This is a genomic window from Streptomyces sp. NPDC026575 (assembly GCF_055567415.1).
Window position 1 is genome coordinate 1 of the sequence record NZ_JBVHQM010000018.1, and the last position, 12,563, is coordinate 12,563.

10 protein-coding genes are annotated in these 12,563 nt (G+C 71.4%); 5 read left to right on the plus strand and 5 right to left on the minus strand.

The features are described from left to right. Positions 1 to 157: 157 nt before the first annotated feature. Both ACZ4NB_RS24230 and ACZ4NB_RS24235 read right to left on the minus strand, forming a co-directional pair. Positions 158 to 1,594 (minus strand): amino acid permease, encoded by a 1,437-nt coding sequence (locus tag ACZ4NB_RS24230; RefSeq protein WP_467664637.1) that lies wholly within the window; start codon positions 1,592 to 1,594, stop codon positions 158 to 160. A 294-nt stretch (positions 1,595 to 1,888) separates the two neighbouring features. Next, positions 1,889 to 3,301 (minus strand): amino acid permease, encoded by a 1,413-nt coding sequence (locus ACZ4NB_RS24235; protein WP_467664639.1) that lies wholly within the window; start codon positions 3,299 to 3,301, stop codon positions 1,889 to 1,891. Positions 3,302 to 3,633: 332 nt separating this feature from the next. Between ACZ4NB_RS24235 and ACZ4NB_RS24240 the strand changes: the two genes are divergently transcribed. Beyond that, on the plus strand, positions 3,634 to 4,230 hold the full coding sequence (locus ACZ4NB_RS24240; RefSeq protein WP_467664641.1) for a biotin transporter BioY: 597 nt from the start codon (positions 3,634 to 3,636) through the stop codon (positions 4,228 to 4,230). A gap of 77 nt (positions 4,231 to 4,307) precedes the next feature. On the opposite strand, the gene ACZ4NB_RS24245 is transcribed toward ACZ4NB_RS24240, so the two are convergent. Continuing rightward, positions 4,308 to 5,747, minus strand: a complete 1,440-nt coding sequence (locus ACZ4NB_RS24245) for an amino acid permease (protein ID WP_467664643.1) — start codon at positions 5,745 to 5,747, stop codon at positions 4,308 to 4,310. A gap of 212 nt (positions 5,748 to 5,959) precedes the next feature. Between ACZ4NB_RS24245 and ACZ4NB_RS24250 the strand changes: the two genes are divergently transcribed. Both ACZ4NB_RS24250 and ACZ4NB_RS24255 read left to right on the plus strand, forming a co-directional pair. Further along, positions 5,960 to 6,445 carry a ribose-5-phosphate isomerase gene (locus tag ACZ4NB_RS24250; protein ID WP_467664645.1) on the plus strand — a complete coding sequence of 162 codons (486 nt, stop codon included), beginning with the start codon at positions 5,960 to 5,962 and terminating at the stop codon, positions 6,443 to 6,445. A 71-nt stretch (positions 6,446 to 6,516) separates the two neighbouring features. Beyond that, positions 6,517 to 7,338: an Fpg/Nei family DNA glycosylase gene (locus ACZ4NB_RS24255; protein ID WP_467664647.1), complete on the plus strand. Its 822-nt coding sequence runs from the start codon at positions 6,517 to 6,519 to the stop codon at positions 7,336 to 7,338. Positions 7,339 to 7,512: 174 nt separating this feature from the next. On the opposite strand, the gene ACZ4NB_RS24260 is transcribed toward ACZ4NB_RS24255, so the two are convergent. Beyond that, positions 7,513 to 8,739, minus strand: coding sequence for a GNAT family N-acetyltransferase (locus ACZ4NB_RS24260; RefSeq protein WP_467664649.1), 1,227 nt, complete (start codon positions 8,737 to 8,739; stop codon positions 7,513 to 7,515). A 127-nt stretch (positions 8,740 to 8,866) separates the two neighbouring features. On the opposite strand from ACZ4NB_RS24260, the gene ACZ4NB_RS24265 reads away from it, so the two are divergent. Further along, entirely contained in the window at positions 8,867 to 10,012 is a 1,146-nt protein-coding gene (locus tag ACZ4NB_RS24265; RefSeq protein ID WP_467664651.1) for a SpoIIE family protein phosphatase, read from the plus strand. Positions 10,013 to 10,233: 221 nt separating this feature from the next. Further along, positions 10,234 to 11,139: an ABC transporter ATP-binding protein gene (locus ACZ4NB_RS24270; RefSeq protein WP_467664653.1), complete on the plus strand. Its 906-nt coding sequence runs from the start codon at positions 10,234 to 10,236 to the stop codon at positions 11,137 to 11,139. On the opposite strand, the gene ACZ4NB_RS24275 is transcribed toward ACZ4NB_RS24270, so the two are convergent. Then, entirely contained in the window at positions 11,129 to 12,298 is a 1,170-nt protein-coding gene (locus ACZ4NB_RS24275) for an acyltransferase family protein (protein WP_467664655.1), read from the minus strand. The genes ACZ4NB_RS24270 and ACZ4NB_RS24275 overlap by 11 nt on opposite strands. Positions 12,299 to 12,563 lie beyond the last annotated feature (265 nt).

The following is a 12,563-nucleotide window of genomic DNA, read 5'->3' on the forward strand; positions in this document are numbered from 1 at the left end:
AGGTACAGGGTTGGCGATCGATGGGAAAGAGCACGCGATCAGAGAGAATGATTTCCGGTCGGTTGTGGGGGTTTTCCTGGTCCCAAAGAGGGGGGTGGGGCGGCACCTCGGGAGGGGCCCCCCCCCCGCCTGCGGGGTACTACGCGGTGACGGCGAGCTAGCGGCCGGCCGTCTCGGAGCCCTTGCCCAGGGCCTGCTGGCGCAGCAGCCCGATCACCGCCAGCACCGCTCCGAAGCCGCCGGTGAACAGCAGCTGGATGCGCTGGTTCTCATCGCGCAGCATCAGCAGCAGCACCGCGACGATGCCCGCCAGCGCCACCCACGTCAGCACCGGGAAGGCCCACATCTTCACCACGAGCTTCTCCGGCGCCTCGCGCTCCAGCTGCCGCCGCATCCGCAGCTGGGCGACCGCGATGAAGCCCCACACCACCAGGACCGCCGCGCCGACCATGTTCAGCAGCCACTGGAAGACCGTGGTCGGCCACCAGAAGCTGAAGAGCACCGCGAGGAAGCCGAAGGCGGAGCACAGCAGCACGGTGCGGCGCGGGACGCCGCCGCTGACCTTGCCCAGGAACGCCGGGCCCTGGCCGCGGGAGATCAGCGAGTACGCCATCCGCGAGGAGCCGTAGATGTTGGCGTTCACCGCGGAGAGCAGGGCGATCAGGATGACGACGTTCATGACCTGGCCGGCCGCGGGGATCTTGAGGTAGTCCAGGACCGCCACGTACGGGCCGCTCTTGGCGATCGAGGGGGCGCTCCAGGGGATGACCGTGACGATGACCGCCATCGAACCGACGTAGAACAGGGCGATCCGCCACATCGCGGTGCGCACCGCGCGCGCGACACCGCGCACCGGGTCCTTGGACTCGGCGGCCGCGATGGTCACCGTCTCCAGGCCGCCGTAGGCGAACACCGACGCCAGCAGACCCACCATCAGTCCGTCGACGCCCTTGGGCAGGAAGCCGCCGTCACCGGTGAGGTGCGTGGCGCCCGGCGCCTGGGTGCCGGGGAGCACACCGCATATCGCGAGCACGCCCAGGATGAGGAACGCGGCGATCGCGGCGACCTTCAGCGCGGCGAACCAGAACTCGAACTCGCCGAAGTTGGAGACCGCGGCCAGGTTCGTACCGGTGAAGATCACCATGAACAGCAGGACCCACATCCAGGGTTCGGTGCTCGGGAACCACTGGTGCATCACATCCGCGGCGCCCAGCGCCTCGGCGGCCACCGCCACACACAGCAGCGCGGTGAACATCCAGCCCACCGCGAAGCCGGCCCAGGAGCCGATGGAGCGCTCGGCGTGCACGGAGAAGGAGCCGGAGGCCGGATTGGCCGCGGCCATCTCGCCGAGCATCCGCATGACCAGCATGACCAGGGCGCCGGAGACCGCGTAGGCCAGCACGATCGAGGGGCCGGCCGCCGCGATGCCCTCGCGGGAGCCGACGAACAGGCCCGCGCCGATCACGCCGCCCAGGGCGATCATCGACAGATGGCGCTGCTTGAGGCCGTTGGACAGCGCGGAGCCACTATCGGGGCCGGCGCCCTCCAGCGCGCTGGACTGCGCGGGGGTGGCGGACGAGGGTGTCCGATTCATGTCGTACCTGTCCCAGTAGGTGAGAGCGGAGCAAGGCGAACCGCGGTCTCCCGAAGCCGCGACCGGTGCGACGGTGCCGCCGGGGCAACGGGTCGCGCAAGGCTGCCGACGGCGCAACTCCGGGATCCTCGGCAAAGCGGGCTCAGTCTGAGTGCCGGTGTCCGCTCAGGGCAACAGTCGTGCAGCGAATGTTCGGTATTCAGACGCGATCGTCACCGTGCGTGCCTGACAGGTCGTCGATTACCACGCCCTGTGAGGTCCGTCGCGGGGCGGCGCGCCCCCGCCCGGCGCGATTCAGCGCCCCGCGCGACGCTCCCGCAGCTCCCGTACGCCCGCCACCAGCAGCACCGCGGCGCTCGCCCCGGCCGACCACAGCAGCTGCGGACGGGCCGAGTCGTCGGTCAGCATCAGCACGATCACACCGGCCATCGCCACCAGCGCCGCCCACGTCAGATACGGGAACGCCCACATCCGCAGGGTCAGCTTCTGGGGCGCCTCCCGTTCGATACGCGGACGCAGCCGCAGCTGGGAGACGGCGATCAGACCCCAGACGAACAGCAGCACCGCGCCGACCGCGTTGAGCATGTAGAGGAAGACCGAGTCCGGCCACTTCAGGTTCAGCAGCACCGAGACGAACCCGAAGGCCACCGAGGCCAGCACGGCCCGGCGCGGCACTCCTCCGCCCGACACCTTCAGCAGCGCCCGCGGCGCCTCGCCCCGCTCGGCCAGCGAGAACACCATCCGCGACGAGCCGTAGAGATTGGCGTTCAGCGCCGAGAGCAGCGCCACGAACACCACGATGTTCATGATCTGGCCCGCGCCCGGCACCCCGACGCGCTCCAGCACCGCGACGTACGGGCTCTGGCCCGGCAGGATCGACGACCACGGCAGCAGGGCCACGATGACCAGCATCGAGCCGACGTAGAAGAACAGGATCCGCCACACCGCGCTGCGCACCGCCCGGCCCACCGCCCGCGCCGGATCGTCCGACTCGGCCGCCGCGATGGTGACGACCTCCAGCCCGCCGAAGGCGAACACCACGGCCAGCACCCCGGAGACCACCCCGGCCCAGCCATGGGGCAGGAACCCGCCGTGCCCGGTGAGGTTCGCCGTCCCGACCGGCTCGGTGTCCGGCAGCACTCCGAAGACCGCCAGCAGCCCCAGCACCAGGAACAGCACGATCGCGGTGACCTTGAGCGTCGCGAACCAGAACTCGAACTCCCCGAAGTTCTTCACCGCCGCCAGGTTGGCCACCGTGAAGACCACCATGAAGACCAGCACCCAGCCCCACTGCGGCACCGCCGGCGCCCAGCCATGGGCGATCCGCGCCGCGCCGGTGGCCTCCACGGCCAGCACCACCACCAGCAGGAACCAGTACAGCCAGCCGACGCTGAAGCCGGCCCAGCGGCCCAGCGCCCGCTCGGCGTGCACGGAGAACGCGCCGGAGGCCGGCATCGCCGCCGACATCTCGCCGAGCATCCGCATGACCAGCATCGCCAGCGCGCCCGCGATCAGGTACGACAGCACGATCCCCGGCCCGGCCACCGCGATCCCCGCGCCGGAGCCCACGAACAGGCCCGCTCCGATCACTCCGCCCAGGCCCAGCATCGTCAGATGGCGCTGCTTGAGCCCCGTGGACAGCGGCTCCTTCTCGCCGGCGCCCTCGACGAGCGGGGACTGCCCGGCGGTGGTCGGTGTGTCGTGCATCGGCTCGTCACTCTCACAGGAGGCGGGGCGGCGGGGCCGCCGGAGGTTTGGGGGAACTCCACAGGTCACCGCGGGGCGGGCCCCAGTCTCCCCGCACCTCGCGCGCTACCACAAAACCGGCGTCCCGCGGCGGCCGGCATCGTGATGAGCATCACGTGACCTGCAAAGACGCCACACGCCCGGGCAGAGCCGGGCATTGTGGCGGTTGATCGGAACTCTCCAAGCGGGCCGGTACGGCTTTGTCACCGCCACACGATGATCGCCACCGGCCGCCTGGACTAACGTCATCGCGTCCCGTCCCGTCCCGACCCCTCACACCCCGCGGAGCCCCGATGAGCACTGCCGCCCTCGTTCGCCCTGGCACGGTCCTCGCCGACCTGCTGCCGGCCGCCACCGCCTCCCGCGCCCGCGTCCGCGACGCCGCGCTGGTGGTCGGCGGTGCCGCGCTCACCGGCATCGCGGCGCAGATCGCCGTCCCGGTCCCCGGCTCCCCGGTCCCGGTCACCGGCCAGACCTTCGCCGCCCTCCTGGTCGGCGCCTCGCTCGGCGCGGGCCGCGGTCTGCTCTCGCTCGCGCTCTACGCCCTGGCGGGCATCGCGGGCCTGCCGTGGTTCGCCGGCGGTGCCTCCGGCGTCGGCGGCGCCACCTTCGGCTACATCGTCGGCATGCTGCTGGCCGCCGGCCTCGTGGGCGCGCTGGCCCGCCGCGGCGGCGACCGCGGGGTGCTGCGCACCGCCGCCACCATGGCCGCCGGCACCGCCGTGATCTACGCCGTCGGCGTCCCCTACCTCGCGATCAGCACCGGCATGTCCCTCGGCCAGGCCGCCGCGGCCGGCCTGGTGCCGTTCCTGATCGGCGACGCCCTCAAGGCGGCGCTGGCGATGGGCGCGCTGCCGACCGCCTGGAAGCTGGCTGGCCGCCGCGGCTGAGCGCCGCACACCGCACCAACGGGCCGGGCCCCGCACTCACCGAACGGTGACTGCGGGGCCCGGCCCGTTCGCGTCGCCTACTTCCCGGCGGGAGTCCGCGGCCGCCTGCGCTCCAGCACCAGCCCAATCGCCAGCACCACCACCGCCGCGACCACCGACAGCACCATCTGCTCCCGGCCGTCCGGGTCGTAGAACATGTAGCCGACGACGAAGACGATCAGCGCGATCGTGGCGTACGTCAGCCACGGGTACAGCCACATCCGCACCGTCAGCCGCTCCGGCGTCTCCCGCTCGATGATCCGGCGCATCCGCAGCTGCGAGAGGCAGATGACCAGCCACACGAAGAGCGCCACCGCGCCCGAGGAGTTCAGCAGGAACTGGAAGACGGTGTCCTTCGACGTGTAGCTGAAGATCGTCGCGATGAAGCCGAAGGCGACCGACGCCCAGATCGCGACCGCCGGCACCCCGCCCTTGTTGACCTTCTTGAACGACTTCGGCGCGTCGCCGCGCTCACCGAGCGAGAACGCCATCCGGGAGGCCGTGTAGAGCCCGGAGTTCAGGCAGGACAGCACCGCGGTGAGCACCACGATGTCCATCACCGTGCCCGCGTACGGAATGTCCAGCGACTTCAGCACCGCCACATACGGGCTCTTGAGCACCGCCGGGTCGTTCCACGGCAGCAGCGTCACGATCACCGTGATCGAGCCGATGTAGAAGAGCGCGATCCGCCAGATGACGCTGTTGACGGCCTTGCGGACGGCCAGCACCGGGTTCGGCGACTCGCTGGCCGCCAGCGTGACGATCTCGCTGCCCATGAAGGAGAAGACCACCAGCAGCATGCCGGAGAGGATCGCGCCGGGACCGTTCGGCAGGAAGCCGCCGTGCCCGGTCAGATTCGACATGCCCACCGCGTGGTCGCCCGGCGGCAGCCCGAATATCGCCAGCGCGCCGACCACGATGAAGACCACGATCGCGACGACCTTGATCCCGGCGAACCAGAACTCGAACTCGCCGAACGAGCCCACCGAGATCAGATTGGTGCCGGTCAGCACGACCATCACGATCAGCGCCCAGGCCCATTGCGGGACGGCCGGGACCCATCCGGTGAGGATCGCGGCGGCGGCGGTCGCCTCGACGGCCAGCACCACCGACCAGAAGAACCAGTAGAGCCAGCCGATCGTGAAGCCGGCCCAGCGGCCCAGCGCCCGGTCCGCGTAGGCGGAGAACGACCCGGATGTGGGGGAGGCCGCGGCCATCTCGCCCAGCATCCGCATCACCAGCACGACCAGCAGCCCGGTCAGCGCGTACGACAGCAGGATGCCCGGGCCGGCGGCGGCGATGCCCGCGCCGGAGCCCACGAACAGCCCGGCGCCGATGACCCCGCCGATCGCGATCATCGACAGATGGCGGTTCTTGAGCCCTGCCTGCAGCCCGTCCTGCGATCCCCCGGCCGGTCCGCTGCCGGGTTCGCCGGCGGTGGGGACTCCTGCGGTGGGGGTACGAGGGTGCGCGCCCATGTGCACCGTCCTTGTGTGGTTCACGGATTGGAACCACTGCATTAGATCTTCGCTAACCGTGGATTGGAAGGCCTGGCGCGGGATCGTTGCATGAAACACTGGAGGGTTGCGTGCAATGCATACGTACACAAGGTCCACTGGCGATTCCGTCCGGCCCGCCGCACAAAGACCCGGCGGCGCCTACCCGTCGAGCCCCGTGTCACACTCATGCCATGCGCGTGTATCTCGGCTCCGACCATGCAGGTTTTGAACTCAAGAACCACCTCGTCGAGTGGCTCAAGGCCCACGGCCACGAGCCCGTCGACTGCGGTCCCCACATCTACGACGCCCAGGACGACTACCCGCCGTTCTGCCTCCGCGCCGCGGAGAAGACCGCCGCCGACGAGGACAGCCTCGGCATCGTGATCGGCGGCTCCGGCAATGGCGAGCAGATCGCCGCCAACAAGGTCAAGGGCGTACGGGCCGCACTGGCCTGGAGCGAGGAGACCGCCAGGCTCGGCCGCGAGCACAACAACGCCAACGTCATCTCCGTGGGCGGCCGGATGCACACCGAGGAAGAGGCGACCAAGTTCATCGAGGTCTTCCTGAGCACCCCCTACTCGGGTGAGGAGCGGCACACCCGCCGCATCGACATGCTCTCGGCCTACGAGACCACCGGCGAGCTCCCCGCCATCCCGGCCCACCACCCGCAGGGCTGACCACCGCACACCGCCGTCGCCCGCCCACCCCGAGTGCCGGGGCGGGCGGGCGCGCCCACTGGAGACCACGCATGCCCGAGGGCCACACCATCCACCGCCTGGCAGCGGACTACGCCGAGCGCTTCATGGGGCGGACGGTCCGGGCGACCAGCCCGCAGGGCAAGTTCGCAGGTGGCGCGGCTCTCGTCGACAACCAGGTGCTGGAGCGCACCGAGGCCCACGGCAAGCACCTCTTCCTCGGTTTCGGCCCCGACCGCTGGATCCACGTCCACCTCGGCCTGTTCGGCAAACTCGGCTTCGGCGGCACCCCCGCCCCGCCGCCCACCGACACCGTGCGACTGCGCCTGGCGAACCCCACCGCACACGCGGACCTGCGCGGCCCCACGACCTGCGCACTGATCACCGACGCCGAGAAGCAGGCGATACACGACCGCCTCGGCCCCGACCCGCTGCGCCCCGGCGACGACGGCACCCGCGCCTGGCAGCGGATCTCCCGCAGTCGTACGACCATCGCGGCGCTGCTGCTCGACCAGAAGATCATCGCGGGGGTCGGCAACGTCTACCGCGCCGAGGTCCTCTTCCGGCACGGCATCGACCCCTACCTCCCGGGCCGCGGCCTCAGCCGCACCGCATGGGACACCATCTGGGCCGACCTGGTGTTCCTGATGGCCGAGGGCGTCCGCCACAACCGGATCGACACCGTGCGCCCCGAGCACCTGCCCGAGGCCATGGGCCGCCCGCCACGGGTCGACGACCACGGCGGCGAGGTCTACGTCTACCGCCGCGCCAACCAGGACTGCCACATCTGCGGCACCGAGATCCGCACCGCCGACCTCGCCGCCCGCAACCTCTTCTGGTGCCCGGGGTGCCAGCCGGGCCGAGGCGGCGACTGACGCCGGGCCGGGGCGGGTGCCGACGCCGGGCCGGGGCGGGTGTCCCCCCGGAATACCGTCCCCCACCACCGCGTTGTGGCCCCGCAGGGGGCCCTTGTATCCCCTACGGGATCTGTTCGCCCTCCCCCCAAGGGCCGCCCCCGACCCACCCCCTAGGGAAGCCCCCGGCAGACCCTAGAACGTGTACGGCAACCAGGGCGCCACATCCGACCCGAACGCCACCGAGGCCGCAGCCAGTGCACCCGGCCGCAGCTCGCGCACCCGCCCCGCAGCGGCCAGCGACGAGAGCGTGAACCCGCCCAGATAGGCGGAGCCCAGCTCCCGCACGGACAGTGCCAGATCGGCCGCGTCCGCCGTCCGCGCACAACTCGCGCCCTTCTCGTCGCCGGACAGCCGCCACCGCCCCTCGTTCCACGGGCAGAACGGGTCCGCGACCTCCAGCACCACGTCCACCGGCGTCCGGTACGTCCGCGCCGCCAGCGCCGCGCCCACCTCCACCGGCCGGACGAACAGCGACTCGCGCAGCCCGATCCCGCAGCGTCGCTGGTCAGGCACCAGATGCAGCAGCGCGTCGTCCACCGGACGGGTGGCCACCCGCACCGACGACGACAGATCGATCCCGAACAGATGGCGCCACAGCGCCGCGTACACCACCGGGTCCAGCGCCTCGACGTGCCGCACGAGCACTGTCCCAGACGGTCCCGCGTCGTCCCACTGCGGCTTGAGGGCATAGCGCGTATAGCCCCGCACCTCGCCGTCCACCTCGGCCAGCACACACTGCTGCGCCCCGGCTCCCGGCTGCTTGCCGGGCACGTCGAGCACGGTGGTCTTCTCCCAGCCCGGCGGGCGGGTCAGCATCCCGGGGCGGGTCGGCACCAGTTCGGCGTAGACCCGCTCGCAGTCGACCAGCGCGGCCACCGGGTCCACCAGCCGCAGCCGGACGCCGTCCACCCCGGGCAGCTCGGGCGCCGGCAGCCGTACCGTGTCGACCGCCAGCCGCATGTCCTGGGCCGCCGCGCCGTAGCCGAAGCGCCCGTAGATCGCCGGCTCCGAGGCGGTCAGCACCGCCAGCGGCTCACCGCGCTCGCGGACGTCCGCCAGCTGCCGGCGCATCATCGAGCGCAGCACCCCGCGCCGGCGGTGCGTCGGCTGCACACTGACCATCGTGACCCCGGCCGCCGGCACCACGGCCCCGCCCGGCACCGTGAGCCCGAACGAGATCGCCCCGGCCGTGCCGACGCACCGCTGCCCGTCCCAGACGCCGAGCGCGCGCCCGACCTCGGTCAGTTCGCGCCGCAGGGCGAGCTCCTCCGGTGCCGGCCGCTCACCGAACGCCGCGTTCAGCGCGTCGGACCAGACGTCCCACTCGGCATTCCGCAGTACCCGTAGATCCGTCGTCATGCACCATCACTAGCAGGACGCTCTCCGGTCGCGCGACCGCATTTCGAACGCCGTTTCCCTGCAATTGGCCGGGGTGACGTGCGGCGAATCGACGCGCCGCCGAACGGGTGGATAAGGTCCCAGAGCGATGACAAGCGGCCCGGGAACGGAAACCCTGACGGCCCGGGTGCACAAAGGCCTGCACCGGGCCCGCGTCGGCGTACGCAAAGCCGGGGTCGACTACTTCCGCGGCGAGGGCTCCGACCGGTTCGCTCTGGTCGCCCTGCTGATCGCCATCCCCGCCATCGCCGCGGGCACGCTCTGGCACCCCGAATGGATCGCCCCGACCGCCCTGGTCCTGCCGGTGATCGCCGGCGGTCTGCTGCTGCGGCCGGCCAACCTCCTCGTCCTGTACGGCGCCTCCGCGGCCGCCCTGGTCGTCGAGTCCGCGCTGTTCGGCCCGTATGACGACGGGCCGGACCGGATCACCCCGGGCACGGTCCTGGTCGTCGCCGCGGTCGGGTTCTTCGGACTGCTGATCGCGCAGTTCCGCAGCCGGGTCGGGGTGCCCTGGCGGCGCGGCGGCACCATGCTCTTCGACCTGCGTGAACGCATCCGCGTGCAGAGCAAGCTCCCCCGGCTGCCCAAGGGCTGGCACCACGAAATGGCGCTGCGCCCGGCCGGCGGCCAGTCCTTCTCCGGGGACTTCGTCGTCGCCTCCCGTACGCACGGCGGCAGCATCCTCGAAGTGGTGCTCACCGATGTCTCCGGCAAGGGCATGGACGCCGCCTCCCGCGCCCTGCTGCTGTCCGGCGCCTTCGGCGGCCTGCTGGGCTCCCTCCCGCCGCACGGCTTCCTGCCCGCCGCCAACGGCTACCTGCTGCGCCAGGACTGGGACGAGGGCTTCGCCACCTCCATCCACCTCGTCCTCGACCTGGAGTCCGGCGACTACGAACTCCTCTCCGCGGGCCATCTGCCGGCCCTCCAGCTCAGCGCGGGCAGCGGCCGCTGGGAGGAGAAGCCCGGCGAGGGGCCACTGCTCGGTGTCTACGACGGCGCCCAGTTCGACCCGGTCAAGGGGACGCTGCGGCCCGGCGATGTACTGATGCTGTTCACCGACGGCCTGGTGGAGGCCGCCGACCGCGATATCGCCGAGGGCATCGACCGCCTGACCGGCGAGGCCGACCGCTACGTGGCCAGCGGCTTCGCGGGCGCCGCCTGGCATCTGATCGAGGCCGTCGCCAAGGACGTCAACGACGACCGGGCGCTGCTGCTGATCTGCCGGGACGCGTAGGCGAACGGCGCCTGCGGCCGGAGGGGCGGGCGGGCGAACAGGCCCGGGCCGGGCGGTCCAACCGGCCAACTGGCCGAGGGGCAGGGCTGGCCGGGGTGGGGTTTTCCCCCGTCTTTTTGTGCGGTAGTCCTCATGGTCGCGGCGGGGTCCGGATCCGTACGTTGAAGGAGCAGAGACCGGCCGCGACGAGGCCGGGCCGGACGAGACGGGGGGCGCGGGACATGGCGTTGCGCGGCGGACGACAAGCGGCACGGGGTGCCGGGGCGGCGGGCGGGCACGCCGTCGAACTGCGGGGGGTGCGCCGCCAGTACGGCCGAGGATCCGGTGCCGTCCAGGCCCTGCGCGGTATCGATCTGTCGCTTCCGGACGGGTCCTTCACCGCCGTCATGGGGCCCTCGGGCTCCGGAAAGTCGACCCTCCTGCAGTGCGCGGCGGGCCTCGATCGCCCCACCGCCGGCTCCGTTCGGCTCGCGGGCACAGAGATCAGCCGTATGAGTGAGAACCGCCTCACGGCCTTGCGCCGCAGCCGTCTGGGCTTCGTCTTCCAGTCGTTCAATCTGCTGCCGGCCCTGACCGTCGAGCAGAACGTCCTGCTGCCCATGCGGCTGGCCGGCCGGCGCCCGGACCGCAAGCGGGCGGCGGAGGTGCTGGCCGGCGTCGGACTGGGCGAGCATGCGCGCCGCCGCCCCGGCCAGCTCTCCGGAGGCCAGCAGCAGCGGGTCGCGATAGCCCGCGCCCTGGTCACGAACCCGGATGTGATCTTCGCCGACGAGCCGACCGGCGCCCTGGACACCGGCACCGCCGCCGAGGTGCTCGCCCTGCTGCGGCATGCCGTCGACGCGCTCGGTACGACGGTGGTGATGGTCACCCACGACCCGGTCGCCGCATCCTGGGCCGATGACGTCCTGATCCTCGCCTCGGGCACCCTCGCCGATCGGCTGCGGGGCGCCGCCCCCGAGGACATAGCCGCCCGCATGGCCGGCCTGACGGCCGGCGGCCGCCGCCAGCCGCGGCCCCGCCAGGGTGAGCCGCCGGCTCCGGCCGTGCCGCCCGCTCCGGCCGTGCCGCCGGTCCCGGCCGCCCCGCCGGGCTCGGCGGCGGCCATGGCGGACGCCCTCAGGCGCTGACGCGTTCCCGGGCCCGGGCCGTGTCCGCCGGGTCCTTGCGGAACGCCCAGGCCATCGTCGGCTCCATCGCGAAGCGGAAGACCCTGCGGACGGGGGGTGTGCACAGTGCCGTGACGATGGCCGCCGCGATCAGCGTGACCGCGATCTCGCCGGGCGGCGTGTGCAGCCAGGCGTAGTCGTCGAACCAGCCCCAGAAGCGCGAGCCCTTGGCCAGGAAGCCGTGCAGCAGATAGCCGTACAGCGTGCCGGCGCCCAGCACCGTGAACCACGTCCGGCGCGTCGGCACCCAGGAGAAGAAGCAGGCCGTGAGCACGATCGAGCAGCCGAAGAGAGCGAGTGTCATCACCGCGCCGATCCACCAGGTGGTGCCCAGTTCCTGTGCGCTGTCGCGGTGGTAGAACCACGCCGAGGACATCCTGGGCGCCGCCCAGTAGGCCATCACCAGCGCGGCGGCGAAGATCGGCACGGACGCGATCCGCACCGCCCGCCGCTGCACCAGCGCGAAGTGCTCGGCCCGCAGCGACAGCCCCAGGACGAAGAAGGGGAGGAACTGCAGCACCCGCTGGAGGTCCAGATCATCACCGATGTCGGGCGACACGGACGCGAGTACGGCGATGGCCACCGCCAGCGGGATCGGCCAGCGCACGATCTTCCACAGCGGAGTGGTCAGCCGCCAGACGAACAGCGCCACCAGGAACCACGTCAGAAACCACGGGTCGAGCAGGCTGATGGGGTGCCCCGGATCGTCGTCCGCCCAGCGCTTGAAGAAGGCGTAGGCGGTCTCGAAGAGGACGTAGGGCACGGCCACCCCGGTGACCAGGCGCTGCAGCCGGTCCTTGCGCATATCGAAGCTGCGCGAGAAGTAGCCGGAGATGATGATGAAGGCGGGCATGTGGAAGGTGTAGACGGTCATATAGAGCGCCTCGGCGGCCCGGCTGCCGTCGGTCAGCGGTTCCCACGCATGGCCCATCGCCACCAGCACGATGGCCAGGTACTTGGCGTTGTCGAAGAACGCGGTGCGGCCACCGCTCTTCGGCACGGACGCCGCTGTGTCCTCCGGCACACCGGGTGCCTGTGACGAGGGCTCCGTACGGTCCGTACCCGACGCCTCGCGGGCAGCGGGCAGTTCGCGTCGAGGTGTCGGGGCAGCGGGAAACATTTGAGGCACGATAGCGGCGCCCGGCGAATGCGTAAAACCGCATGCGAGCCATTCCTTAATTGCACTGGGTGCCATGACGGATAGCGCGGGGATAAATCCAGCAATCCAAGGGGTGAAGTCTCCGGTTTTTCGACCGATTTGCCGCGCTTCATACCCCCAAAAGGGGTGATATCCCCTGCGAACGACGCAGAAGGAATGTCCGCTTCTATGCCGCTATGTTCCCGTGGTGTCGGTCACTCACTTCCGTGTCCCCCTGTGGCCGTGA

Excerpts from the sequence above, each read along its gene's own strand:
- ACZ4NB_RS24235 (WP_467664639.1), bottom strand. The coding sequence starts at position 3,301 with ATGCACGACACACCGACCACCGCCGGGCAGTCCCCGCTCGTCGAGGGC.
- ACZ4NB_RS24230 (WP_467664637.1), bottom strand. The coding sequence starts at position 1,594 with ATGAATCGGACACCCTCGTCCGCCACCCCCGCGCAGTCCAGCGCGCTG.
- ACZ4NB_RS24270 (WP_467664653.1), top strand. The coding sequence starts at position 10,234 with ATGGCGTTGCGCGGCGGACGACAAGCGGCACGGGGTGCCGGGGCGGCG.
- ACZ4NB_RS24275 (WP_467664655.1), bottom strand. The coding sequence starts at position 12,298 with ATGTTTCCCGCTGCCCCGACACCTCGACGCGAACTGCCCGCTGCCCGC.
- ACZ4NB_RS24255 (WP_467664647.1), top strand. The coding sequence starts at position 6,517 with ATGCCCGAGGGCCACACCATCCACCGCCTGGCAGCGGACTACGCCGAG.
- ACZ4NB_RS24240 (WP_467664641.1), top strand. The coding sequence starts at position 3,634 with ATGAGCACTGCCGCCCTCGTTCGCCCTGGCACGGTCCTCGCCGACCTG.
- ACZ4NB_RS24245 (WP_467664643.1), bottom strand. The coding sequence starts at position 5,747 with ATGGGCGCGCACCCTCGTACCCCCACCGCAGGAGTCCCCACCGCCGGC.
- ACZ4NB_RS24260 (WP_467664649.1), bottom strand. The coding sequence starts at position 8,739 with ATGACGACGGATCTACGGGTACTGCGGAATGCCGAGTGGGACGTCTGG.
- ACZ4NB_RS24265 (WP_467664651.1), top strand. The coding sequence starts at position 8,867 with ATGACAAGCGGCCCGGGAACGGAAACCCTGACGGCCCGGGTGCACAAA.
- ACZ4NB_RS24250 (WP_467664645.1), top strand. The coding sequence starts at position 5,960 with ATGCGCGTGTATCTCGGCTCCGACCATGCAGGTTTTGAACTCAAGAAC.